Below are 24,284 nucleotides of genomic sequence, written 5' to 3' on the forward strand. Positions count from 1 at the left end.
GGTGCATGGCGCTCTTCGCAGCGCCATGCGGCCTTCCGGTGCGGTGTCTATCGACTGCTGCAACGTGGAATCAAATACTGCTCTCGCCCCGTTCTATACCGAGGCGTCCCATCCGGCGTCGGATGGGGCGCGCGAACCTGCCGTGCGCGACGCCGCCGATTTGCTGGTCGATGCATTGGCCGCGCTGGGCGTCGAATATGTGTTCGGCGTCCCGGGCGGCGCCATCGAACCGCTCTACAACGCCCTGGCGCGCAGCGCTCGCCGCGGTGGCCCACAGGCCGTCGTGGCCCGCAACGAACAAGGTGCGGCTTACATGGCCGACGGCTATGCCCGCGAGACCGGCCGCATCGGCGTGTGCATCGCTACCTCGGGGCCGGGTGCCACCAACCTGATCACCGGCGTGGCCTGCGCCTATGACAACAACGTGCCCATGCTGGTCATCACCGGCCAGCCGCCGATCAAGAACTTCGGCAAGGGCGCGCTGCAGGAATCGAGCTGCACCGGCATCAACACAATGGCGATGTTCCGCCCCTGCACGCGCTACAACTCGCTGGTCTCGCACGCCGAGCAACTGCCCACCAAGCTCTTCAACGCGCTGATGCAGGCGCAGCGGGCCCCCAGCGGCCCCAGTCACCTGTCCATCCCGGTGGACATCCTGCGCGAGCCTCTGCCCGACGGCATGGAAACGCCGGACTTCGCCGGCCTGCTGCGCCGCGCGCCGGCCATGGTTGACCTGCCCTCCGTGCGCCAGCTCGCGCGCCTGCTGTTCTCGGCCCGCCAGCCCGTGTGGCTGATTGGTGATGGATGTGGCGATGCCGCCAACGAATTGATGCAGCTGGTGCAGCTGACCGACGGCAGCTTCATCACGACGCCCGACGGCAAGGGCTTCATCAACCCGCGTCACCCGCGTTTTCGCGGTGTGTTCGGCTTTGGCGGCCACGCCAGCGCGGCCGAGCTGCTGTCGAGCGAGCCCGATCTGGTCATCGCCCTGGGCACGGGCTTCGGTGAGTTCAACAGCGGGGGCTGGTCGGCCGCGCTGCTGAACAGCCGCCTCGTCCATGTGGACGACAGCGACGAGAACCTGATGCGCTCGCAGATGGCGCGGCTGCATGTGCGCGGCCACATCAAGTCGGTGTGCGAGCAGCTGATGACGCTGCTGGCCCCGTCGCAGAACGGTCCGGAAGGGCAACTGCTGCCCTTCATGCATCCGCAGGTGGCGCGCCAGGCCTACGAGGCCATGGTCGACAACCCGCAAGCCATCCAAAGCGACAGCGCGCCGGTGAAGCCGCAGCGCCTGCTGGCCACCCTGAGCGAGCGTTGCCCGCCGCAGACCCGTTTCGTCGCCGACGCCGGCAACAGCGCCGCCTGGGCGGTGCACTATCTGGCGCCGCACGACCAGCGCGCCCGCATGCCGGGTGGTGCCTATCTGCCGGCCGGCAAGGAAAGGCGCTCGCGCAGCTCCAGCTGGCTGCGCGTGACGATGGACTTCGCGCCCATGGGTTGGGCCATTGGTTCGGCGGTGGGCATTGCGATGGCCAACCGGCGCTGCCCGGTCGTCTGCCTGACGGGCGACGGCAGCTATCTGATGAACGGCCAGGAGATCACGGTGGCCGCCGAGCTGGGTCTGCCTGTGCTCTATGTCGTGCTCAACGACGGCGCGCTGGGCATGGTCAAGCATGGCCAGCGCCTGGCGGGCGCGGAGCCCATCGGCTTCCAGCTGCCCAAGGTCGATTTCGCGATGATGGCCGCCGCCATGGGCATCCCGGGGCACGTGATCCGCTCGCCAAAGGACCTGGACGCGTTGGACTTCGACGCGCTGCTGTCGCGCCAGGGCCCGACGCTGCTGGACATCCGCATCGACGGCGAGGAAGTGCCGCCGATGAATCTGCGCATGAAGACGCTGGGTACGGCGCGATGACAGCGCTGCAACGAGTGCACACGCGCATCTGGCTGGAGGAGCCCGAGCCCGGCAACGCCTTCGCCACGCGCGCCGCCTACTGCCACGGTTATGACGTCTATGGCGAGATGCTGGGGCGTGCGCGTTGGGTCGAGATGCTCTTCCTGCTGTTCCGCGGTGAAGCGCCCGAGCCCGCGCAGGCTGCGTTGCTGGAAGACCTGGCACTTGCGCTGGCCAATCCGGGGCCGCGCGACCCGTCGGTGCATGCGGCGATGTGCGCCGGCACCGGTGGCTCGACCGCCGCCGCCAGCCTGATGGCCGCGCTGGCGGTGGGCGCCGGCCAGCAAGGCGGTGCGCGCGAGGTCTTCCATGCGATGCAACTCTGGCAGCGCTGCGGCACCGACCTCGCGCCGTGGACGCAGGCACTCCGCCAGACCGACGCTGGCGTGGCCAGCATCTGGCCCGAATGCGATCACCTGCCTGGCTTCGACGCGCACGCCGAGCGCATGGCGCCCCTCGCCCAGCAACTGCTGGCCCACCTGGCGCGCAATACCAGGAGCCTGCGCGGCGCCTGGCTGGCAAGCCAGCAGCCGGCGCTGGAAGCCGTGGCGGGCATGCCGCTGGCCATGACGGGCGTGGCCGCCGCCGCCTTGACCGACCTGGGCTTCACGGCAGAGCAGGGCGAGATGCTCTACCTGCTGCTGCGTCTGCCCGGTGCCGCCGCGCATGCACTGGAGCAGCGCGGCATCGGCCCCAAACAGTTCCCGTTCTTCGAGCTGGACCTGCTGAACGACCCTGCCGAACAGGTGGCCGCATGAAGCCGTTGGCAACACGCGCCGGCAAGGCCTTTGTCGGCACCCGTGCGGTCTTCCTTGGCCATGACCTGCACGAAGACCTGCGGCACGCAGACTGGGTCGAGCTCTACATGCTGTCGATCACCGGCCGGCGCTTCGACGAACCGGCGCTGAAGCTTCTGCACGCGATGTGGGTCTGCACCAGCTACCCCGATGCGCGCCTGTGGAACAACCGCGTCGCGGCGCTGGCAGGCAGTGCGCGCAGCACGCCGGCGCTGGGCATGTCGGCCGCGCTGGGCATGTCGGAGGCGACCGTCTACGGTGGCCATCCCTGCGTGCGGGCGATCGACTTTCTCATCAAGGCGCAGCGCGGCGTCAGCGCGGGTGAACCGCTGGCGGACATCGTGCAGCAGGAGCTGGCGCAGCGGCGCATCTTTGGCTACGGCCGACCCATCCACTCGACCGATGAGCGCCTGCCCTGGCTGCTGGGCATTGCCCGCGAGCTGGGGCTGGCCGGCGGACCCCATCTCGCCCTGGCGCACGAGGTTGAGCGCTTGCTGGTCGCACGCGATGCGCGGCTGAAGATGAACTATGCGGCTTTCACCGCGGGACTGGCGGCGGACCTGGGTCTGTCGGTCACCGAATTCCACCACTTCCAGGTGCCGATGCTGCTGGCGGGCATGACGCCCTGCTATATCGAGGCCGCCGAGCGCCCCGCGGGCGCGCTGTTCCCGCTGTCCTGTGATCACATGGCCTATGAGGGCGCGCCCAAGAGGCGCTGGCCTGGAACTCAGAACTTGTAGCTGGCTTGAGCTGTCAGCGAGCGCCCCGCCATGGGCAGGTCGTTGGCAATGCCGGTGCTGGGCAGGCTGGGTTCGCGCACATCGGCGTTGAGGGCGTTCAGCAGCGCGAAGGACAGCTCCCAGCCCGTCTTGGCAAGTGCGGTCCTGAGGCTCAGGTCCAGCGTCGTGTAGCCGGGCAGGTTGGGGCGGGCATCGCCGTAGACGCGCACGCGGTCGCCCACGCGGTTGACCCGTCCGCTGAGGGTGGAATCACCCGCGAATGACCAGTCGAGCCGTGCATTCAGGTGGTGGTGCGGGGCATAGCCGGCGTCGGTCCGGTTCAACTCGTCGATGGAGCGTTGGTAGGCATAGTTGCCGGTGAAGCGCAGATCGCGCCGCGCATCCCACACCCACTCGACCTCGGCGCCGGTGCCATGCTGGGAGCCGGCATTGCGGAAGGTCGCGCCGGGTGCGGGCGCCGGGTTGGAGGTGGTCTTGATGATGTCCCCCATGGCATAGCGGAAGACGTTGAAGTTCAGCTGCAGCTCCCGGCTGGCATGCCACTGCAGCGCGGCTTCGACCGTGCGCATGGTCTCGGGCCGGATGGCCGCATTGCCGCTGGCCACCGGGTTGACGCCGTATTGCTCGTTGAACGACGGCGCCCGGAACGCGCTGCCGTAGAGCAGCTTGGCGGTGAGGTCCAGGCTGGCGTCCCACACCAGCGCGACGCGCGGGTTGGTGGTGCGGCCGAAATCGGAATAGCGGTCCTGCCGCACGCCGGCCGTCAATGTCCAGTCCCTGGCGAAGCTCCATTCGTCCTGGATGTAGGCGTAGTCGACACGGCGCTGGTGAGGCGCCAGGAAGGAGTCGTTCACCGGCGCCTCGATGAGCTGGCCGCCGGGTGTGGGAACCGGCACGCCGGTGAGAGGCCCCGACGTGATGACGTTGAAGTTCCTCAACTCCCGGGTGCGGTAGAGATTCAGGTCGTCGTGACCGAGACCGATGCGCCAATGATGGCCGGCCCAGCCGCTGTAGGTGAGGGCGGTGGACAGGCGCGCCTGCCGCTCCCAGGTGTTGGGTGAGCCGAACACGCCGTTCGGGAATGAGCCGCCAAAAGCCCCGGGCGGGAACAGTTGGACGGGCACGGAGAGCTTTTGCGTGTAGTGCAGATAGCTGGCGTTCACGCTCAGCCGCCACCCCGACGACAGGTCGACATCACTGAGACCCGTATCGAGTTCGGCGCGTTGCGATCCCATTCGCCCCACGGGATCGAGGGCGCCGGCGATGCCCGCGCCTGTGCCCACGTCGCGGCGGTCCTTGTAGCCGGCGTGCAGCCGCCACTTGCCGTAACCCAGCTCCAGGCCGCCATCGACGGCGTGATAGCCCGTGCTGACGGGGCCCGGCGCCAGGCTGGCGTGGGTGCCGAACACGGCGTCCAGGCCGGTCTGGGCGTCCGACTCGACGATGCGCCTGAAACCATCGCTGCGCCCGACGCGCAGGAAGGCGGCCAGGTCAAGGGCGCCCAGTTTGCCGCCATGCTGCAGCCAGGCGTCCCGGGTGCTGAAGGAGCCGGCGCGCAGGCCCAGCTCGGTGCCTTGGATGTCCTGTGCGCTCTTGGTGATGATGTTGATGACGCCCGAATAGGCGTCGGCGCCATACAGCGCCGAGCCTGGGCCGCGGATGATCTCGATGCGCGCGATGTTCTGCAGCGGCAGGCCGCCCCAGATGACGCCACGGCTGCCGACATACAGCGTGGTCATGGGCACGCCGTTCTGCAGCATCAGCACCTGCGGATTGAAATCGCTGGCCACGCCGCGGATCAGGTACTGCGGCGAATAGGCCCCGGTGCTGCGGCTCACGTGCAGGCCCGGCACGGTCTCCAGCACCTCGTCCAGGTCGGCGGCGCCCATGACGGCAATGTCCTGGGCCGTGATGACGGTCGCCACGGCAGGCGCGCGGCGCAGGGTCTGGGCCGTACCGGTGGCGATGCTGATGGTGGTCTTGTCGCCGTAGACCTGGGCCAGTTCTTCCTCTTCGCTGGGCCCCTGCGCGAGGGCAGGTGACGACGCGGCCGTCAGGCAGACGCCGCCGAGGATCACCAAGCCAAAGAAAGGTCTCATTGCCAGCGTCTCCGAGGTGGAGGGTGAATGGGCGCGTATTGTGCTGTTACCCAGGGGCGGTCCGGCTAGTCGCGTCAGAGACTGTGGCGCGATCGTGAACTCCTCCCGGAGCGGAGCGCATGAGGCCTGTGGCCGTCTGCATAATGCCCCACCTTGCGCCCGGCGTCGGAACGCTCAGAGCCCCATTGATTGCCTCCGGTTGCCTATCGAAAGCCCCTTGCCATGCGCCGTTGCGACGGGCTTTCGGCGTCGTTGCGGTGGCGTTTGCCGCTGTGCATCCGCCTCGGCATCTGCAGCCTGTTCATGCCTGAACCGCTGCTGCGCAACGGCATGTCGAGGACGACGCTGTTCCTCGGCGCGCGCCGCTGTTCCGGCTCTGTACCGCCATGGCGTCCGGGCCTTTGCATAATGCCGCCCACCTGTCCCGACCCTGCCACACAGCGTTCTTCTTTTGACTGAGCCCGGTTGCCTTCGCCCCGCCACGCGCCGCGCCTTGTTGCAGCAGGCCCTGGGCGGTGCCGTGGTGCTGACCGGTGGTCCGGCCGCGGCGGCCGAGCTCGGGCGCTCGCTGGTGGTTGTCTATCCCGAACTCGGCGAACCCTTTCGCCAGGTCTTCACCACCATCATCGAAGGCATCGAGGACAGGCTCGGCGGCTCGGTCACGAGCTTCGCGTTGGCCAGCAACGCCAATCCGGCGCAGGTCGCCGACGAGGTGCGCAAGCGAGAAGTCAAGGTATTGATCGGCCTGGGGCGCGGCGGCATGCGCGTCGCGGCGGCGCTGGCCGACGAGCTGGCCGTGATGGTCGGCTGCGTCGTGTCGGTGCAGGAGTCCGAGGCCCGCAACTTTCCCATCCACACGCTGGCGCCCGACCCGGCCTTGCTGCTCGCGCGACTCCGGCGCCTGAAGTCGTCCACGCGTCGTGTGCACCTGGTCTACGACCCCAAGCTGAACACCTGGCTGGTGAAGCTGGCGCGCGAGGCGGCCCGGGCCGAAGGCCTGGAGCTGCTGGCCCAGGAAGCCGCCGATCAGGCCGAGGCTCTGCGCGCCTACGCCCAGCTGCTGGCCTCGGCCGACCCGGCCCGCGACGCCGTCTGGCTGCCGCAGGACCCGACGACCGTGGACGACAACGTCGTGCTCACGCTGGTACTCAAGGAAGGCTGGAACCGCAACATCGCCGTGTTCTCCAGCCACCTGGCGCATGTGAAGCGCGGCGCACTGTTTTCGCTCTACCCGGACAACCATGAACTCGGGCGCTCACTGGCCGTGTCGGCCCAACGCCTCGCGTCCAACCCTAAAGCGGGCGCGGCCGGCGTGCTGCCGTTGCGCCAGGCACGCGCCGCCATCAACATCCGCACCGCCGCGCACCTGGGACTTGACGTCGCCACCGTGCAGTCGGGATTCGATCTGGTCTATCCCTCCAGCTGAGGTTCGAGAGTGACGCCACCCGTTCCACTGGACAGCCAGCCGCCCCTCATCCTTCGGGATGAAAGCGTGCCTGTGGCCGCGCCGCCGCAGCGGTCGTGGCCGCTGCGCGTCTACGCGCGCTGGTTGCGCGAGACCTCGTTCCGCCGCCATCTCAGCGTCGCCGTCGCGCTGGGCACGCTCTGCCTGGCCTTGCTGATGGCGGTCGTCAACGCCTGGCAAGGTGGCCGCCAGGTGCGGGCCATGCTGATGGAGCAGGGGGGGCGCGTGGCAGCCAACCTGGCGTCCAACAGCTCGCTGGCCCTGCTGTACGCCGCTGCCGACAACGCCGAGGAGGCGGTGCGCGCCTCGCTGGCCTTCCCGGACGTGATGGGCATCGAGATCCGCGACACCAAGGGCCGGCTGCTGCTGGCGCTGGGCCCCGAGCGGGACCGCCTGCCCACAACCACGTCACCGGCCGTGCCCGACCCGGCGGCCAGCGAGCCCTGGCTCGACCAGGAGACGGAAGACAGCTGGGCCTTCGCCGCACCGGTCTGGACCCGCCCCGAGGCCTCACCCTTTGACGTGACGCTGCGCCCCGCGCAACTGCTCGGCCATGTGCGCATCGTGCTGAGCAAGGCGACGCTGCACCGCACCCAGGCCTCGCTCTTCCTCGCCAACTTCGGCGTGGCCGTGCTGTTTGCAACCATCTTCCTGCTGGCGGTGCGCTTCCTGATCCTGCGCCTGACGCGGCCGCTGGGTGTCTTGTCCGAGGCCATGGAGAGGGTCGAGCTGGGCGACAACGATGCCCGTGCGCCGGCCGGCGGCCCGCGGGACATCGCGGCGATGGCCGAGACCTTCAACCGCATGATCACTGCGCTGCAGGAGCGCGAGACCGAACTTGGCGCCCACCGTGACCACCTTGAGGACCTGGTGACCGAGCGCACGCTGGAACTCAGCGATGCCAAGGAGCGTGCCGAGATCGCCAGCCGTGCCAAGAGCCAGTTCCTGGCGCGCATGAGCCACGAGCTGCGCACGCCGCTGAACGCCGTCATGGGCTATGCGCAGATCCTGAAGATGGACGACGGCCTGACGCCGAAGCAGCGCAACGGCCTGGACATCATCCACAGCAGCGGCCAGCACCTGCTGACGTTGATCGTCGACATCCTCGACCTGTCGCGCATCGAGGCCGGCAAGGCCGAGCTGCGCATCGGCCCCGTCGAACTGGTCCCGCGCCTGCAGGCCGTGATCGACATCGTGCGCGTGATGGCCGAGGGCAAGCACATCACGCTCGATCTGCAGCTCGACCCGCAGCTGCCCGCTGTCGTGCTGGCCGACGAGAAGCGGCTCAACCAGATCCTGCTGAACCTGCTGGGCAACGCGGTCAAGTTCACCCATGTCGGCGGCGTGCTGCTGATGGCGCGCGCGCTGCCGCCGCTGGCCGACGCCGAGCCGGGCCATGTGCGGCTGTGCTTCGAGGTGCAGGACACTGGCGTGGGCATCGCCGACGACCAGGTCTACCGCCTGTTCGAGCCCTTCGAGCAGGCCGGCAATGCCGAGCAGCGTGTCGGTGGCACGGGCCTGGGCCTGGCCATCAGCCGACAGCTGGTGCGCATGATGGGCGGCGAGATCAAGCTGGAGAGCCGGCTGGCGCAAGGCAGCCGGTTCTGGTTCGAGATCAGCGTGCCGGTGCAGGCCTAGGATTTCTTGGCTCGCCCCTTGGGCTTGGTCGCGCCGACGTAGTCCGCCAGATGCTCGCCCGTCAGAGTGGAGGGCTTGGCAATCAGATCGGCCGGTGTGCCCTCGAAGACGACCCGGCCACCGTCATGGCCCGCGCCTGGGCCGAGGTCGATGATCCAGTCCGCATGCGCCATGACGGCCTGGTGGTGCTCGATGACGATGACGGACTTGCCGGCGTCCACGAGGCGGTCCAGCAGGCCGAGCAGTTGTTCGACGTCGGCCAGGTGCAGGCCGGCTGTCGGCTCGTCCAGCACATAGACGTCGCCCTTCTCGGCCATCTGCGTCGCCAGCTTGAGACGTTGGCGCTCGCCACCGGACAAGGTGGTCAGCGGCTGGCCGAGGCTGACATAGCCCAGGCCGACGTCGGCCAGCCTTTCCAGGATGGCATGCGCCGCCGGCGTCTTGGCCGCGCCGCCGCCGAAGAAGGTGGTGGCCTCGGCGACCGACATCGCCAGCACCTCGCTGATGTCGCGCCCCGCCAGCTTGTACTCGAGCACCGCGGCCTGGAAGCGCTTGCCGCCGCAGTCCTCGCAGACGGTGGACACCGTGGCCATCGGGCCGAGGTCGGTGAAGATCAGGCCGTTGCCGTTGCAGGTCGGGCAGGCGCCCTCGGAGTTGGCGCTGAAGAGGGCGGGCTTGACGCCGTTGGCCTTGGCAAAGGCGCTGCGGATGGGGTCGAGCAGGCCGGTGTAGGTGGCCGGGTTGCTGCGCCGCGAACCGCGGATGGCGGCCTGGTCGATGGCGACGACGCCATCCAGCTTGGACACCGAGCCGTGGATCAGCGAGCTCTTGCCCGAGCCGGCCACGCCGGTGACGACGCAGAGCACGCCGAGCGGGATGTCAACGTTGACCTTCTGCAGGTTGTGCGTGCTGGCGCCGCGAATCTTCAGCGCGCCAGCGGGCTTGCGCAGCTTGTCCTTCAGCGCGGCGCGGTCGTCGAGGTGTCGGCCCGTCAGCGTGCCGCTCTTGCGCAGGCCGGCGACGCTGCCTTCATAGACGACCTCGCCGCCGGCCGCACCGGCACCGGGACCGAGGTCGACGACATGGTCGGCAATCGCGATGACCTCGGGCTTGTGCTCGACGACGAGGACGGTGTTGCCCTTGTCGCGCAGGCGGCCCAGCAGCTCGTTCATGCGCTGGATGTCGTGCGGGTGCAGGCCGGTGGTCGGCTCGTCGAAGACATAGCTGACATCGGTCAGCGACGAGCCGAGGTGGCGGATCATCTTCACGCGCTGGGCCTCGCCACCGGACAGCGTGCCGGTTGGCCGGTCCAGCGACAGATAGCCCAGGCCGATCTCGGCAAAGGCATCGAGCAGATGGCTCAGGGCCTTCAGCAGCGGTGCGACCTCGGCGCCCTTCAAGCCGCGCACCCAGTCGGCCAGGTCGCTGATCTGCATTGAGCAGGCGTCGGCGATGCTGTGCTTGCCGATCTTGCAGCTGCGGGCCGCTTCGCTGAGCCGCGTGCCATGGCATTCGGGGCAGGTCTGGAAGGTGATGACGCGGTCGACAAAGGCACGGATGTGCGGCTGCAGCGCATCGACGTCCTTCGACAGAAAGGACTTCTGGATCGAGGGGATGAGGCCGGCATACGTCAGGTTGATGCCGTCGACCTTGATCTTGGTCGCCTCCTTGTGCAGCAGGTCATGCAACTCGCGCTTGGTGAACTTGGCAATGGGCTTGTCGGGGTCGAAGAAGCCGCAGCCGCGGAAGATGCGGCCGTACCAACCTTCCATGCTGTAGCCGGGGATGTTGATGGCGCCGCCGTTGAGGGACTTGCTCGAGTCGTAGAGCTGGTCGAGGTCGAAGTCCGACACCGATCCCATGCCCTCGCAGCGCGGGCACATACCGCCGGTGCGCGAGAAGGTCTGCTTGACGGCCTTGCTGGCGCCGCCCTTGTCGACGGTGATGACGCCAGTGGCCTGCACCGACGGCACATTGAAGGCAAAGGCGCTGGGCGGGCCGATGTGGGGTTTGCCGACGCGGCTGAACAGGATGCGCAGCATGGCGTTGGCGTCGGTGGCCGTGCCGACCGTGGAGCGGGCATTGGCGCCCATGCGCTCCTGGTCGACGATGATGGCCGTGGTGATGCCCTCCAGCACATCCACCTCGGGCCGCGTCAGCGTGGGCATGAAGCCCTGCACGAAGGCGCTGTAGGTCTCGTTGATGAGGCGCTGCGACTCGGCTGCGATGGTGCCGAAGACCAGCGAGCTCTTGCCCGAGCCGGACACGCCGGTGAACACGGTCAGCCGCCGCTTGGGGATGTCGACGCTGACGTCCTTGAGGTTGTTTTCCCGCGCACCCTGCACGCGGATGCGGTCGTGGTTGTCTGCTATGGTCATTTCAGTTTCCTGCGGGGCGAGCGACGGGCCGCTCCCTAGCCGGCCCGCGCTGGCGATGTGCTTGCGGCTCAATGCCGCAAGCATCGCCGTCCCCTCGGGGGACCGGCCAAGGTAATCCTTGGACGAGGGGCTTCAGTTTCTTTCCTGGATGCGCAGCAGATTGCCGGCGGGGTCGCGGACGGCGCAGTCGCGCACGCCATAGGGTTGCATGGTCGGCTCCTCGACGATCTCGGCGTCCTCGGCCTGCAGCTTGGCAAAGGTCTTGTCCAGGTCAGCGGTGGCCAGGATCAGCATGCCGAAGGTGCCCTTGGCCATCATCTCGGTGATGGTGCGGCGCTCGTCCTCGGTGACGCCCGGCGTGACCGCCGGCGGGTGCAGCACGATGGAGGTGCCCGGCTGGCCGACCGGGCCGACCGTGATCCAGCGCAGGCCGTTGTAGCCGACGTCGTTGCGCACCTCGAAGCCGAGGGTGTCGCGGTAGAAGGCCAGCGAAGCTTCCGGGTCGGATTGGGGCAGGAAGCTGGAGTGAATGCTGATGTCCATTTGGGTGTCTCCGTGAAGGGGTTAGGGCACGGAAAGAAGTCTAGGTTTCGCTTTCTTGCGGCGCTTCTCGATTCCTGATCGGTTTCGTCACCTGGCGCGCGACGCACGACGGCATGCCCGCCGTCGCCTGTGCCTGGTCGCGCTTGTAGGCGCTTGGCGACCGGCCCACCAGTTCGCTGAAGCGCGTGCTGAAGGTGCCGAGCGACGAGCAGCCGACGGTGAAGCAGACCTCGGTGACGCTCAGGTCGCCACGCCGCAGCAGGGCCATGGCGCGTTCGATGCGCCGCGTCATCAGATAGCTGTAGACCGACTCGCCGTAGGCCAGCCGGAACTGCCGGCTGAGGTGGCCGCCCGACATGTGCACGCCGCGCGCCAGGGCCTCGACGTCCAGGGGCTGGGCGTACTCGCGGTCGATGCGGTCGCGCACGCGGCGCAGCCGGGCGAGGTCGCGCAGGTGGAGTTCGGAGCCGGGTTGGATCGTCATGCCGGCATGCTGCCAGCTTCGACGGCTCGCGGCGAGCGGGCCAGGCGGTCGCGCAGTTGCAAGCCCGGCTTTTCGACGAGATAGTGCAGGGCGGCGCCAACGGCCAGGATGACGACGGCATAAACCGGGAACAGCGCCGGTCCCTGCAGCGGCAGCGCCGGTGCGATCCAGACATGCACGACGTGCATCGCGATCTTGTGGCTCAGGTAAAGGCTGTAGGAGATGGCTGCCAGCCAGCCCGTGCCGGGCACGGCCCAGGCCCGCGGCGTGCTGGCCGCCAGTACGAGCAGGCCGAAGCCGAAAGAAAGCAGCGGCCAGCCAACCGCGTTGGCAACCAGGCCGGTGCGGTCGCGGAACAGCCAGAAGGCGAGGGCGGTCATGGCCAACCCGGTGAACCAGAGCGCCGTCGAGCGCGCCTGCAGCCGCGTCCACAGCTGCGGCCGGTAGACGCGTAGCGCGGCCAGCATGATGCCCATCAGCAGTCCGTCCAGCCGCGTCCAGGTCGGGTAGTAGATGTCCTCGATGAACCAGGGTCGCTGCGGCTGGATGGCGTCGTTGTGCAGCCAGATGCCGGCGCGCAGCGCAATGCCGCCCAGCACCAGGGCGGCGCACAGGCCGGCGAAGCGTGCAGAGGAGGGACGACGTGTGATCCACCAGGCCAAGAGCGGGAAGAGCAGATAGAAATGCTCCTCCACGCACAGCGACCAGGCATGCGAGAAGGCCTGGTTGTGGCCGTAGTCGATCAGCAGGTTGAGCGTGAAGCTGGCGAACTGCCACCAGGCTTCCAGGTTCGGCTCCTCGCGCAGCACCGGGAAGGTCACGTAGACGGCCAGCACGACGGCAAAGGCCGGCAGGATGCGCCAGGCCCGGCGCCAGTAGAAGTCGCTCAAGCGCAGCGCTTCGCCCCGCTGCAGCTTGCGCAGCAGTTGCGAGCCGATCAGGAAGCCGCTGAGCACGAAGAATATGTCCACGCCCGCCCAACCGAAGCGGGTCAGCCAGGTCCAGTCCGGCCCCAGGCCACCGATGAGGAAGGTGTGGAAGCACATCACCCAGACGATGGCGATGCTGCGCAGGAGGTCGAGGCCGGGAAGGCGGTGCATGGAGGGCGGGGGGGAGCGAAAGGGCGGCAGCGTAACGCCGCTGTCGGCGGCAGTCGTTCGTCAGGTGAGGCCGTCAGCGGTTCAGCGTGACTTCGCCGCAGTCCTGGTCCAGACCGCGGTGTTGAGCGCGCGGCCGTGGCGGCGTGCCGCGGAGCATCATGTCGTGCCAATGCCAGTGGGCCTGCAATCGCAGGGTGCCGTTGGGAGGCACCGTGAAGGCTTCGTTCAAGACGAGTTCAACGCTCAGGCTCTCGCCTGCGGCCAGGTGCAGATAGTCCTGGGCCGACGGATCGCCGCGTTTGCGCATCGCGCCCTGGAAAGTCAGTTTCCCCTGTGGCGTGCTGGCCTGCACAAAGGGCCCGAACCAGGCGCCCTCGAAGGGGCTGCCCCAGCGCAGCAGGTGCAGAGCGCGCTTGCCGTTGTTGCTCAGCTTGAACTGCAGCAACACCTGGCCGTCGGGCTTGGGTGTGGCCTGGAACTGGCAGCTCAGCTCGGCATGCTGCAGGGGCGTTACGGCAAGGGCCATGGGCGAAAGGCAGGCTGTGAACAAGGCGGCGGTTGCGAGATATAGGCGGTGAAGACGCATGGTTGCGAGCCTAGCCCAGGGCCGCACGATCGGCAGCCCCCAACAAAAAGCGCCGCCCGAAGGCGGCGCGTCAAACGCGAGGGAACTCAGTTCTGGAAGGGGCTGTTCTCAGCGAAGTATTCGTGGTTGTCCGAGTTGTCCAGCGCCTTGGTGGGGCTGGACTTGGCCAGGCTCTTGGCCGCGCTCTGGCCATAGGCCCAGTCGTCGGTGCCGGCAATGACGTTGAAATGCATCATCTCGTGCACCAGGGTGCCGCCCTTGCTGTCGGTGCCCGTCATCGGCGCGCTCCAGAAGGCGCCGCAGACGTAGATCTTGTACGGCTGCGTCGGGTAGACATAGGCGTAGGTGCCGCTGTCCTTGCAGCTGCAGTCCAGCGTCAGGGCGGCGGTCTGGAAGGCGTTGCGGGCCTTGGTGAAGTGATCCTTGGCCGTGTTCCAGCGTGACGAGGTGTAGGCGCCGAACCAGCTCGTGTAGCGCGGCGTGCCCGACGGCGTGCCGTTGAGGTAGGTGGTCGAGCTGGACGCGTAGTTGGTGGCTGCCGTGACGGCTGAGGCCAGCGAGGACTTCTGGCTGCTGGTGCAGGAGCCGGTGTAGGAGATGCTGGCGGCTGCCGCGGTGGCGTTGGCGCGCATCGTGGTGGCCGCCTCGTCGTCGGCGCTGGCAGCGTCCAGCTTCTCGTTGCGGCCCTGCGCCCACAGGTAGGTGGTCGTCGCGCTGTGCATGGACTGGGCGCCCGAGCCGTGGGTGCCGCGGTCGCTGTGGAACTCGATGGCGTAGCGGCCGTTCTTGCTGAAGTCGTAGTGGCCGGTCAGTTCGACCTTGTAGTTCAGCGTGGCGCCAGCGGCGATCTCCACATAGTCCTTGGCCTGGGGCGCCGCGCGCTTGATGACGGCGCCGGTGTAGCGAACCGGGCGGTCGTCGCGCGTCACGGTGAACAGCGAGCCGCTCATGGTGTCGCTGGGTAGCTGCCAGCGCAGCACCTGCACGGCGGTGCGGCACTGGTTGGTCACGGCGACGTCCACGTGGACGTCCACATCGCCGTTCACGACGGGCGAGGCGTTGCTCACGCGCACATCCAGGCACTCGGTGCTGGCGGCATGGCTGCTGCTCATGGCAGCAACGGCAAGGGCAGCGGCGGTCAGCTTGAACCAGGTCTTCATGCAAGCTCCTGTCGGCCCCGGGTCGGGGCACTGGGTTGAAGAAGCCGCGGATTCTGGTGAGGTGGATGGCGTGCGTGTCGTGGGACAAACCTGTCCCATAAACCTGCTGCGTACTTGTCTAGACAGGGGGAGGACTTGCGGGTCGAGCGCCGGGCCGCTCCCTAGCCGGCCCGCGTTGGGCGATGTGCTTGCCGGTCAATCCGGCAAGCATCGCCGTCTCCTCGGGAGACCGACCAAGGTACTCCTTGGGCGAGAGGTCTCAGGCCGCGAGCAACTGTCTCAACACGAACGGCAGGATGCCGCCGTGGTAGTAGTAGTCCACCTCGATGGCCGTGTCGATGCGCAGCGTCAGCGGTACCTGCCTGACCGATCCGTCGGCGTAGGTGATCGTCATCGCCGCGTCGCCTTGCGGCTTGATCACCTCGGCCAGGCCGATGTCTATCGTCTCCGCGCCGGTCAGGCCCAGCGACTCCCAGCTCGTGCCGGCCTTGAACTGCAGCGGCAGCACACCCATGCCGATCAGGTTGCTGCGGTGGATGCGCTCGAAACTCTTGGCGATGACGGCCTTGATGCCCAGCAGTTGAGTTCCCTTCGCGGCCCAATCTCGACTCGACCCGGTGCCGTATTCCTCGCCCGCGAAGATGACGGTGGGCGTGCCTTCCTGGATATAGGCCATGGCGGCGTCGTAGATGGTGGTCTGCTGGCCGCCCTTCAGCGTGTAGCCGCCTTCCTCGCGCGAGCCGTCGGGCCGGGCGGGCAGCATCAGGTTCTTCACGCGCACATTGGCGAAGGTGCCGCGCATCATCACGTCATGGTTGCCGCGGCGCGCGCCGTAGGAATTGAAGTCGGCCTTGGCCACGCCGTTGGCCGTCAGGAACTGGCCGGCCGGCGTCGTCTCCTTGAAGGAGCCGGCCGGGCTGATGTGGTCGGTGGTGATCGAATCGCCGAACAGCGCCATGACCTTGGCGCCCTTGACGCCAGACACCAGCGCCGGTGGGATCATCGTGAAGCCTTCGAAGAAAGGCGGCTGGGCGATGTAGGTGCTCTTGGGCCAGTTGTAGACCTGGCCCTTGACGCCCTTGATGGCGTCCCACAGCTTGCCGGGCTTGGTGGCGACCTGGTCGTAGTTGGCCTTGAAGGCAACGGGGTCCATCGCATGCTTCATCAGCGCGTAGATCTCGTCGCTGCTGGGCCAGATGTCGCCCAGGAAGACGGGATGGCCCTTGCTGTTGTAGCCCACGGGCTGCGTCATCAGGTCGCGGGTCACGGTACCAGCGATGGCATAGGCCACGACCAGCGGCGGGCTGGCCAGGAAGTTGGCCTTGAGGTTGGGGTGGATGCGGGCCTCGAAGTTGCGATTGCCCGACAGCACGGCCGCGCAGACCAGGTCGTTGTCCTGGATGAGCTTGTTCAGCTCGGGCGTCAGGTCGCCGGCGTTGCCGATGCAGGTCGTGCAGCCATAGGCGGCGACGTTGAAGCCGAGCTTTTCCAGATAGGGCAGCAGGCCGGCCTTCTCCAGGTACTCGGTGACGATGCGCGAGCCGGGCGCGAGGGACGTCTTGATGTGCGGGGCGACCGTGAGGCCGGCTTCCACCGCCTTCTTGGCCAGCAGGCCGGCGGCCAGCAGCACGCTGGGGTTGCTGGTGTTGGTGCAGGAGGTGATGGCAGCGATCAGCACGTCGCCGTTCTTCACCGGCAGGCCCGATTCGGTGACGAAGTTCTGCGCCAGCTTGTCCGCGGGCTGGTTGAAACCGTTCTCGGCGGTGGGCTTGCTGAAGAGCTGCGCGAAGGTGGAGGCGAGATTCGTGATCTCGATGCGGTCCTGCGGGCGCTTGGGGCCGGCCAGGCTGGGCGCCACGGTGCCCAGGTCCAGCGAGACCACCGAGGTGAAGTCGATGTCGCCCGCCTTGGGCACGCCGAACATGCCTTGAGCCCGCCAATAGGCCTCGAAGGCCTCGATCTCGGCGGCGGTGCGGCCCGTGCCCTTGAAGTAGTCGACGGTCTTCTCGTCGACCGGGAAGAAGCCCATGGTGGCGCCGTACTCGGGCGCCATGTTGGCAATCGTCGCGCGGTCGGGCAGGGCCAGCGTGCGGGTGCCTTCGCCGAAGAACTCGACGAACTTGCCGACGACCTTGTGCTTGCGCAGGATCTCGGTGACGGTGAGCACCAGGTCGGTGGCCGTCACGCCCTCGCGCAGTTGGCCCGTCAGCTCGAAGCCGACCACGTCAGGCGTCAGGAAATAGACCGGCTGGCCCAGCATGCCGGCCTCGGCCTCGATGCCGCCCACGCCCCAGCCGACGACGCCGATGCCGTTGATCATGGTCGTGTGGCTGTCGGTGCCGACGAGGCTGTCCGGGTAGAAGACGCCGTCCTTGCCCTTGTGCACGCCGCGCGCCAGGTACTCGAGGTTGACCTGGTGGACGATGCCGAAGCCGGGCGGTACGACGCCGAAGGTGTCGAAGGCCTGCATGCCCCACTTCATGAACTCGTAGCGCTCGCGGTTGCGCTCGAACTCCAGCTTCATGTTCAGGTCCAGCGCCTTCTTGGTGCCGTAGTAGTCGATCATGACCGAGTGGTCGACGACGAGGTCCACCGGCACCAGCGGTTCGATGGCTTTGGGGTTCTTGCCCATCGCGGCGGCCACGTTGCGCATGGCGGCCAGGTCGGCCAGCAAGGGCACGCCGGTGAAGTCCTGCAGCACCACGCGAGCGACGACGAAGGGGATCTCATCGACGCGGGCGGCATTGGGCTTCCAGTTGGCCAGTTGCTCGACATGCTCGGCCGTCACTTTCTTGCCGTCGCAGTTGCGCAGCACGCTTTCCAGCACGATGCGCATCGAGATCGGCATGCGCGCCACGTTCGGGTAGGCCTCGGCCAGCTTGGGCAGGGAGAAAAACTGCCCGGACTTGCCTGCGGCGAGCTTGAACTTGGCCTGGGTGTTTGCAAACGCGTGGGCCGCGGGTTTCGGCATGGTTACTCCTATAGGATGACTGGGGTCTATTGGCCTGTGAGTCGTCCCCGCGTGAGGTCCCGCTCAGGGCCAAATCTAGGCGCAAGGCGCAGTCGGGTTGGTGACCCGGCGAGCACTTGCAACAACGAGTTGGCCCTGAGCGGGACCTCACCCTTCGGGCTGGGGTGGCCAAGGGCGCAGCGCGTTGTTGCAGCCCTTGCCCAGGCGGCCAGCCTGGGCGGCGGACTGCGCCTAGCTCTGCACCCTTGGCCACCCCAGCGCGGGGACGATTCACAGGTCAATAGACCCTAACCATTCTGGCGAGCTTGTCGTGACTTGTGTGAATCCCGTCGTTAAGACCCGGTAATGACCGCCTTGTCCGCTCGTCCCCGTCTGTTTGCGCTGACCTGGCCGATGCTGCTGGAGCTGCTGCTGGGCATCGGCATCGGCATCATCGGCACCGGCCTGGCTGCCCGGCTGTCCGACAACAGCGGCGCCGCCTTCGGCTTGGCCAACCAGGTGTTCGCCGCAGTCTTTGTATTGTTCCGTGTCATCGGTGCCGGTGTCAGCGTGGCTGTCACCCAGGCCCTGGGTGCCGGCCGGCGCGACCAGGCCGATGCGGTGGCCCGCGCCGTGGTCGGCGCCAGCACCTGGCTGGGCGTGGGCGGGGCTGTGGTGGCGCTGCTCGCGGCCGGCCCGCTGCTGACGCTGGTGAATGCACCGCCCGAGGTGGCGCCGCTGGCCAAGACGCTGCTGCAGGCGCTGGCGCCGGCCCTGCTGCTGGACGCCTGGAACGCCAACATGTCCAGCGTCATGCGTTCGCACCTGCGCAGCCGCGAGGCGCTGGCCGTCGTCGTGCTCATCCAGGTCGTCACGCTGGTGGTGGCCCTGCTGGCCATGCCGCGCCTGGGCCTGGTGGGCTATGCGCTGGCCTGCACCTGCGGGCGCGGCATGGGCCTGATGCTGCATATCCTGCTGTGGCGTTCGCGCCTGGACCTGCGGCTGCGCGCGGCCGACTGGTGGCGGCTGGTACGTGCGCCGTTGAGAACGGTGCTGCACATCGGCATCCCCGGCGCGGCGGAGAACATCTCCTGGCGCCTGGCCTTCATGACCAGCCTGGCCGCCGTGGCCCAGCTTGGCGCCCATGCGCTGGCCACGCACGCCTATACGACGCAGTTCCTGCACGTGATCCTGATGTTCAGCCTGGCCATCAGCTTTGCGGTGGAGATCATGGTCGGCCACATGATCGGCGCGGGCAAGTTGCGTCGGGCTGACCGGCTGGTGCGGCGTTCCCTGGCGCTGGGCATTGCGCTGGCGCTGGTCGTCTCGACGGCTTTTGCGCTGGCAGGGCCCTGGCTGCTGACCCGCTTCACCTCCGACCCGGCCATCATTGCGCTGGGTTGCACGCTGCTGTGGTGGACGGTGCTCGTCGAGCCTGGGCGCAGCTTCAACCTCGTCGTCATCAACGCGCTGCGGGCCGCCGGAGACGCACGCTACCCGGTGATGGTCGGCTCGGCCTCCATGGCCATCGTGCTAGCGGGCGGCAGCTGGTTTCTCGGGGTTTACCTGGGGTGGGGCCTGGTTGGCGTGTGGATTGCTTATGCCGCTGATGAATGGATTCGCGGCCTTTTGATGTGGCGGCGTTGGGCGACACTCGGCTGGCTGCCCCATGCCCGTGCGGCTCACCGGCGGCTGCGCCACAGCCGGGCCCATTGATTCGCGTGAATCGGTATTTTCCTATCCAGTAAAACTTGAGGGATGTTTTCTACAATGCGCCCCTTCCGCCTTGCTCACCCCATGCCCATGACGACCTCTCTGCCCCGTCTTGCTGCCTTGACCCTGCTGGTCGCATCGGCCATGGCCCAGGCCCAGCAGCCCGCGGTGATCTTCGACATGGGCGGCAAGTTCGACAAATCCTTCAACCAGGCCGGCTACCAGGGCGCCGAGCAGTGGAAGAAGGAAACCGGCAAGACCTATCTCGAGTTCGAGATCAGCAACGACACCCAGCGCGTGCAGGCCATCCGCCGCATGGCCGAGCGGGGTGCCAGCCCCATCATCAGCATCGGCTTCGCCCAGGCGTCGGCCCTGCAGCAGGTGGCCAAGGACTTCCCCAAGACCCAGTTCGCCATCATCGACGCCAAGGTTGACCTGCCCAATGTGCAGTCGCTGCTGTTCAAGGAGCACGAGGGCAGCTACCTCGTCGGCGCCATGGCGGCCCTGGTCACCAAGACCAACAAGGTCGGCTTTGTCGGCGGCATGGACATCCCGCTGATCCGAAAGTTCCAGTGCGGGTACGAGCAGGGCGCCAAGGCGACGAACCCCAAGATCGAGGTGTTCGCCAACATGACGGGCACCACATCGACTGCCTGGAACGACCCGACCCGCGGCGGTGAGCTGGCCAAGAGCCAGTTCGCCAAGGGTTCGGACGTCGTCTTTGCCGCCGCCGGCGGCACAGGCGTCGGTGTATATCAAGCCGCCAAGGACGCCGGCAAGCTCGCCATCGGCGTGGACAGCAACCAGAACCACATCCAGCCCGGCACCATGCTGACCTCCATGGTCAAGCATGTGGACGTGGCCGTCTACAACGTGCTGAAGGCCTGGAAGCCCGGCGTCAGTGTGCTGGGCCTGAAGGAAGGCGGCGTCGACTATGCGCTGGACGACAACAACGCCAAGCTCATCACGCCACCGCTGAAGGCCAAGGTCGAAGCCATCAAGGCCGACATCATTGCCGGCAAGGTGAAGGTGGCCGACTACATGGCGGACAACGCTTGTAAGTTCTGAGCGGCGCGATGACGCCCGCCGTCCGCCTCCGGGCGATTTCCAAGCGCTTTGGCGCGGTCCAGGCCAACCGCGAGGTGTCCTTCGACATCGCCGCGGGCAGCGTGCATGGCCTCGTCGGCGAGAACGGCGCGGGCAAGAGCACGCTGATGGCCATCCTGTATGGCTACTACCACGCCGATTCAGGCCATATCGAGGTCAACGGCCAGCAGGTCCACATCGCCAACTCCCAGCAGGCCATTGCCCTGGGCATCGGCATGGTGCACCAGCACTTCATGCTGGTCGACACGTTGACCTGCCTGGAAAACATCATGCTGGGCGCCGAAGGGCGCTTCTTCCTGGCGCCGGCCAAGGCCGAGGTGCGCAAGAAGCTGCAGGCGCTGATGCAGGAGACCGGCCTCACCGTGCAGCTCGACGCCGTGGTGGCCGACCTGCCCGTGGGCGAGTTGCAGCGCCTGGAAATCCTGAAGGCGCTGTACCGCGGCGCCAAGATCCTGATCCTGGACGAGCCGACGGCCGTGCTGACGCCGCAGGAGACCGACCAGCTTTTCGTCACGCTGCGCCGTCTCAAGGAGCGCGGCACGACGCTGATCCTCATCACGCACAAGCTGCGGGAGGTCATGAGCCTGTGCAGCGCCGTCACGGTGATGCGGGCGGGGCAGGTGGTCGAGACGCGACCGATCGCTGAGTGGAGCGAGGAGTCGCTGGCCGAGTCCATGGTGGGCCGCAAGGTCACGCTGGGTCGCCCTGAAGGCATGGAAGTGCATGCCGGCGAAGTGCGCTTGCAAGCCTCCGGCCTGAGCCTCAAGCACGCCAACGGCGTACCCGCGCTGAAGGACGTCAGCCTGACACTGAAGGCCGGCGAGATCGTCGGCGTGGCTGGCGTGTCGGGCAATGGCCAGAGCGAGCTGCTGGAAGTGCTGTCCGGCCTGCGGTCGCCCGAGGGTGGTCGCCTGGAGCTCGGCGGCGCGAGCTTCACGCCCGAGGCCTGGTTGGACACGGCCCGCGCCCGTCCGCTGCGCCTGGCGCATGTGCCGGAGGATCGCCACGCCGTCGGCCTCGTCATGAGCTTCCCAGCCTGGGAGTCGGCCGTGCTGGGCTACCAGAACCTGCCCAAGTACCGCAAAGGCGCGGCGATGAACCACGCCGCGATGCGCGACGCAACGCGCGTGATGCAGGAGCGCTTCGACGTGCGCCCGCGTGATGAGAACCTGGGCTCCAGCAAGTTCTCCGGCGGCAACCAGCAGAAGCTCATCCTGGCGCGTGAGATCGGCGAGCAGCCGACCGTGCTGCTCGTGGGCCAGCCCACGCGCGGAGTCGACATCGGTGCCATCGAATTCATCCACGGCCAGCTGCGCGCGCTGCGTGACGCCGGCTGCGCGGTGCTGCTGGTCAGCAGCGAGCTGGACGAGATCCTGGCGCTGGCGGACCGCGTCGTCGTCATGAACTGCGGCCGCATCACCGGTGAACTCGCCATTGAAGATTGCGACGAGAAGCGACTTGGTCTGCTGATGGCTGCACAAGAAGAACGAGTGGCTGCATGAGCCAACCCCTGACTCTCCCCCGCTGGATCGACATCGGCCTGCTGCCGCTGTGGAACCTGGCCATCGCCCTGGTCGTGGCCGGCCTCGTGGTCATGGTCATCGGCCACAGCCCCTGGCAGGCGCTGACGGTGCTGCTCAACGGCGCCCTGGGCAGCGTGCGCGGCCTGGGCTACTCGCTCTATTACGCGACGACTTTCATCTTCACCGGCCTCGCCGTTGCGGTCGCCATCCATGCCGGCCTGTTCAACATCGGTGGCGAAGGCCAGGCGACGCTGGGCGGCGTGGGCGTGGCCCTGGTTGCGCTGTGGCTGGGCGCCAAGCTGCCGGCCGTCGTCATGCTGCCGCTGCTTGTCATCGCCGCGGCCTTCTTCGGCATGCTGTGGGCGGCGCTGCCCGCGTATCTGCAGGCCTGGCGCGGCAGCCACATCGTCATCACGACGATCATGTTCAACTTTCTCGCTGCGGCGCTGAACGGTTATCTGCTGGTGAACTGGCTGCGCCCGGCCGGCAGCATGTCGGTCGAGTCGGCCGAGTTCAGCGAATCCGCCCGCATGCCGGCTCTGCACCAGATGGCTGCCGCGCTGGGCTATGAGTTGCCGTCGTCGCCGCTCAACCTCAGCCTTGTCATCGCGCTGATCGCCTGCGTCTTCGTCGGCTGGTTCCTGTGGAAAAGCGCCGCCGGCTACGCGGTCCGCTCAGTCGGCAGCGCGCCGCGCGCGGCCCACTACGCTGGCATCCGCCCGCGCGCCCAGGTCTTGATCGCCATGGCGATTTCCGGTGCGCTGGCCGGCATGGTTGGCATCAACGAGATTTCGGGCGTGCAGGGCAAGCTGACGCTGGACTTCGTCGCCGGCGCCGGCTTCACCGGCATCGCCGTGTCGCTGATGGGCCGCAACCATCCGGTCGGCATCGTGCTGGCCTCGCTGCTGTTCGGCGTGCTCTACCAGGGCGGCGTCGAGGTCTCGTTCGAGCTGCAAGGCTTCAGCCGCGAGATGGTGGTCACGGCGCAAGGCCTGATCGTGCTGTTCTCGGGCGCGATGGCCACGGTCAGCGCGCCGCTGTTTGCGCGCCTCTACGGCATGGTGAAGGGAGGCCGCTGATGGATGAAGTCCTGATTGCCTCGGTGCTGGCGTCCACGCTGCGCGTCAGCGCGCCGCTGCTGCTGTGCGCGATGGCGGGCGTGCTGTCCGAGCGCGCCGGCGTCGTCGACCTGGGCCTGGAAGGCAAGATGCTGTTCGCCGCCTTCGCGGCGGCTGCGGCTGCCTCGGTTACGCACTCCACGGCCTATGGCGTGATGGCGGCCATTGCCGTCGCCTGTATTGCCTCGCTGTTGCATGGCTTTGCCTGCGTGACCAACCGCGGCGACCAGGTCGTCTCCGGCGTCGCGCTGAACATGATCGCCGCGGGCCTTACGGTCGTGCTCGGCATCGCCTGGTTCCAGCAGGGCGGGCAGACGCCGCCCATCGACCCCGACGTGCGCCTGACAGCCCTCGCCAAGGGCTTTGCCGAGCCGCAGCCGGGCAACTGGTTCGCCTCCGTCTTCGGCCATGGGCTGCTGAGCCATAACGTGCTGGTCTACCTGGCCTTCCTGATGGTCGCGGCCGTCTGGTTCTTCCTGGAGCGCACCCGCCCGGGCCTGCGCCTGCGTGCCGTGGGCGAGAACCCGGCCATGGTCGAAGCGGCCGGCATGTCGGTGCAAGGCCTGCGGTACCAGGCGCTGCTGATGAATGGCGTGCTCTGCGGCCTGGCCGGCTCCTACCTGACGCTGGCGCAGAACGCGTCCTTCTCGCCCAACATGACCGCCGGCCGCGGCTTCATCGCGCTGGCCGCGATGATCTTTGGCAAGTGGAAGCCGCTGCCGACCATGGCTGCCTGCCTGCTGTTCGGCTTCCTGGACGCCGTCGCCATTCGCATGCAGGGCGTGCAAATCCCTGGTGTCGGCGAGGTGCCTGTGCAGCTGATTCAGGCTCTGCCCTATATCCTGACCGTCGTGCTGCTCGCCGGCTTTATCGGCTCGGCGATCGCACCCAAGGCGCTGGGCAAGCCCTACGTGAAGGAGCGCTGA

General features: G+C 67.6%; 18 protein-coding genes. 10 read left to right on the forward strand and 8 right to left on the reverse strand.

What is annotated here, in order from left to right:
- Positions 1–64: 64 nt before the first annotated feature.
- The 3 genes from ASC91_RS10330 to ASC91_RS10340 are packed head-to-tail and all read left to right on the forward strand — an operon-like array spanning position 65 to position 3,494.
- Positions 65–1,918 carry a thiamine pyrophosphate-binding protein gene (locus ASC91_RS10330; protein ID WP_235531937.1) on the forward strand — a complete coding sequence of 618 codons (1,854 nt, stop codon included), beginning with the start codon at positions 65–67 and terminating at the stop codon, positions 1,916–1,918.
- Positions 1,915–2,715, forward strand: coding sequence for a citrate/2-methylcitrate synthase (locus tag ASC91_RS10335; protein WP_056196051.1), 801 nt, complete (start codon positions 1,915–1,917; stop codon positions 2,713–2,715). The genes ASC91_RS10330 and ASC91_RS10335 overlap by 4 nt, the downstream gene beginning before the upstream one ends.
- Positions 2,712–3,494, forward strand: a complete 783-nt coding sequence (locus ASC91_RS10340) for a citrate/2-methylcitrate synthase (protein WP_056196054.1) — start codon at positions 2,712–2,714, stop codon at positions 3,492–3,494. Before ASC91_RS10335 ends, ASC91_RS10340 begins: the two co-directional genes overlap by 4 nt.
- On the opposite strand, the gene ASC91_RS10345 is transcribed toward ASC91_RS10340, so the two are convergent.
- Entirely contained in the window at positions 3,482–5,593 is a 2,112-nt protein-coding gene (locus ASC91_RS10345; RefSeq protein WP_056196057.1) for a TonB-dependent siderophore receptor, read from the reverse strand. The two genes, ASC91_RS10340 and ASC91_RS10345, sit on opposite strands and share 13 nt — an antisense overlap.
- 493 nt (positions 5,594–6,086) lie before the next feature.
- Between ASC91_RS10345 and ASC91_RS10350 the strand changes: the two genes are divergently transcribed.
- A complete protein-coding gene (locus ASC91_RS10350; RefSeq protein WP_056196059.1) occupies positions 6,087–7,019 on the forward strand; it encodes a hypothetical protein in 933 nt (310 codons plus the stop codon).
- A gap of 9 nt (positions 7,020–7,028) precedes the next feature.
- Complete coding sequence (locus ASC91_RS10355) at positions 7,029–8,696, forward strand: ATP-binding protein (protein WP_157281418.1); 1,668 nt, start codon at positions 7,029–7,031, stop codon at positions 8,694–8,696.
- On the opposite strand, the gene ASC91_RS10360 is transcribed toward ASC91_RS10355, so the two are convergent.
- The 7 genes from ASC91_RS10360 to acnA form a co-directional block, all read right to left on the reverse strand.
- Positions 8,693–11,074 (reverse strand): excinuclease ABC subunit UvrA, encoded by a 2,382-nt coding sequence (locus ASC91_RS10360; RefSeq protein WP_082532585.1) that lies wholly within the window; start codon positions 11,072–11,074, stop codon positions 8,693–8,695. The genes ASC91_RS10355 and ASC91_RS10360 overlap by 4 nt on opposite strands.
- 132 nt (positions 11,075–11,206) lie before the next feature.
- On the reverse strand, positions 11,207–11,617 hold the full coding sequence (locus ASC91_RS10365) for a VOC family protein (protein WP_056196064.1): 411 nt from the start codon (positions 11,615–11,617) through the stop codon (positions 11,207–11,209).
- Positions 11,618–11,657: 40 nt separating this feature from the next.
- On the reverse strand, positions 11,658–12,101 hold the full coding sequence (locus tag ASC91_RS10370) for a helix-turn-helix transcriptional regulator (protein ID WP_056196067.1): 444 nt from the start codon (positions 12,099–12,101) through the stop codon (positions 11,658–11,660).
- Positions 12,098–13,201, reverse strand: a complete 1,104-nt coding sequence (locus ASC91_RS10375; protein ID WP_056196070.1) for an acyltransferase — start codon at positions 13,199–13,201, stop codon at positions 12,098–12,100. The genes ASC91_RS10370 and ASC91_RS10375 overlap by 4 nt, the downstream gene beginning before the upstream one ends.
- 73 nt (positions 13,202–13,274) lie before the next feature.
- Entirely contained in the window at positions 13,275–13,727 is a 453-nt protein-coding gene (locus ASC91_RS10380; protein WP_056196073.1) for a hypothetical protein, read from the reverse strand.
- A 146-nt stretch (positions 13,728–13,873) separates the two neighbouring features.
- Positions 13,874–14,947, reverse strand: a complete 1,074-nt coding sequence (locus tag ASC91_RS10385; protein WP_056196074.1) for a M35 family metallo-endopeptidase — start codon at positions 14,945–14,947, stop codon at positions 13,874–13,876.
- A 259-nt stretch (positions 14,948–15,206) separates the two neighbouring features.
- Complete coding sequence (acnA, locus tag ASC91_RS10390) at positions 15,207–17,918, reverse strand: aconitate hydratase AcnA (RefSeq protein ID WP_056196077.1); 2,712 nt, start codon at positions 17,916–17,918, stop codon at positions 15,207–15,209.
- A gap of 345 nt (positions 17,919–18,263) precedes the next feature.
- Here acnA and ASC91_RS10395 point away from each other — a divergent pair, with 345 nt between their 5' ends.
- The 5 genes from ASC91_RS10395 to ASC91_RS10415 all read left to right on the forward strand — a co-directional run bounded on the left by ASC91_RS10395 (position 18,264) and on the right by ASC91_RS10415 (position 24,284).
- Positions 18,264–19,613 carry an MATE family efflux transporter gene (locus ASC91_RS10395; RefSeq protein ID WP_056196080.1) on the forward strand — a complete coding sequence of 450 codons (1,350 nt, stop codon included), beginning with the start codon at positions 18,264–18,266 and terminating at the stop codon, positions 19,611–19,613.
- 81 nt (positions 19,614–19,694) lie between these two features.
- Complete coding sequence (locus tag ASC91_RS10400; RefSeq protein WP_056196083.1) at positions 19,695–20,678, forward strand: BMP family protein; 984 nt, start codon at positions 19,695–19,697, stop codon at positions 20,676–20,678.
- Between the two features lie 8 nt (positions 20,679–20,686).
- On the forward strand, positions 20,687–22,219 hold the full coding sequence (locus ASC91_RS10405; RefSeq protein ID WP_056196086.1) for an ABC transporter ATP-binding protein: 1,533 nt from the start codon (positions 20,687–20,689) through the stop codon (positions 22,217–22,219).
- A complete protein-coding gene (locus tag ASC91_RS10410; RefSeq protein WP_056196088.1) occupies positions 22,216–23,319 on the forward strand; it encodes an ABC transporter permease in 1,104 nt (367 codons plus the stop codon). Before ASC91_RS10405 ends, ASC91_RS10410 begins: the two co-directional genes overlap by 4 nt.
- Positions 23,319–24,284 carry an ABC transporter permease gene (locus ASC91_RS10415; RefSeq protein WP_056196090.1) on the forward strand — a complete coding sequence of 322 codons (966 nt, stop codon included), beginning with the start codon at positions 23,319–23,321 and terminating at the stop codon, positions 24,282–24,284. The genes ASC91_RS10410 and ASC91_RS10415 overlap by 1 nt, the downstream gene beginning before the upstream one ends.

Source organism: Pelomonas sp. Root1237, from assembly GCF_001425055.1.
GTDB lineage: Bacteria > Pseudomonadota > Gammaproteobacteria > Burkholderiales > Burkholderiaceae_C > Pelomonas.

Excerpts from the sequence above, each read along its gene's own strand:
- ASC91_RS10370 (WP_056196067.1), bottom strand. The coding sequence starts at position 12,101 with ATGACGATCCAACCCGGCTCCGAACTCCACCTGCGCGACCTCGCCCGG.
- ASC91_RS10345 (WP_056196057.1), bottom strand. The coding sequence starts at position 5,593 with ATGAGACCTTTCTTTGGCTTGGTGATCCTCGGCGGCGTCTGCCTGACG.
- ASC91_RS10375 (WP_056196070.1), bottom strand. The coding sequence starts at position 13,201 with ATGCACCGCCTTCCCGGCCTCGACCTCCTGCGCAGCATCGCCATCGTC.
- acnA (WP_056196077.1), bottom strand. The coding sequence starts at position 17,918 with ATGCCGAAACCCGCGGCCCACGCGTTTGCAAACACCCAGGCCAAGTTC.
- ASC91_RS10340 (WP_056196054.1), top strand. The coding sequence starts at position 2,712 with ATGAAGCCGTTGGCAACACGCGCCGGCAAGGCCTTTGTCGGCACCCGT.
- ASC91_RS10410 (WP_056196088.1), top strand. The coding sequence starts at position 22,216 with ATGAGCCAACCCCTGACTCTCCCCCGCTGGATCGACATCGGCCTGCTG.
- ASC91_RS10365 (WP_056196064.1), bottom strand. The coding sequence starts at position 11,617 with ATGGACATCAGCATTCACTCCAGCTTCCTGCCCCAATCCGACCCGGAA.
- ASC91_RS10335 (WP_056196051.1), top strand. The coding sequence starts at position 1,915 with ATGACAGCGCTGCAACGAGTGCACACGCGCATCTGGCTGGAGGAGCCC.
- ASC91_RS10395 (WP_056196080.1), top strand. The coding sequence starts at position 18,264 with ATGACCGCCTTGTCCGCTCGTCCCCGTCTGTTTGCGCTGACCTGGCCG.
- ASC91_RS10385 (WP_056196074.1), bottom strand. The coding sequence starts at position 14,947 with ATGAAGACCTGGTTCAAGCTGACCGCCGCTGCCCTTGCCGTTGCTGCC.
- ASC91_RS10405 (WP_056196086.1), top strand. The coding sequence starts at position 20,687 with ATGACGCCCGCCGTCCGCCTCCGGGCGATTTCCAAGCGCTTTGGCGCG.
- ASC91_RS10360 (WP_082532585.1), bottom strand. The coding sequence starts at position 11,074 with ATGACCATAGCAGACAACCACGACCGCATCCGCGTGCAGGGTGCGCGG.
- ASC91_RS10380 (WP_056196073.1), bottom strand. The coding sequence starts at position 13,727 with ATGGCCCTTGCCGTAACGCCCCTGCAGCATGCCGAGCTGAGCTGCCAG.
- ASC91_RS10400 (WP_056196083.1), top strand. The coding sequence starts at position 19,695 with ATGCCCATGACGACCTCTCTGCCCCGTCTTGCTGCCTTGACCCTGCTG.
- ASC91_RS10415 (WP_056196090.1), top strand. The coding sequence starts at position 23,319 with ATGGATGAAGTCCTGATTGCCTCGGTGCTGGCGTCCACGCTGCGCGTC.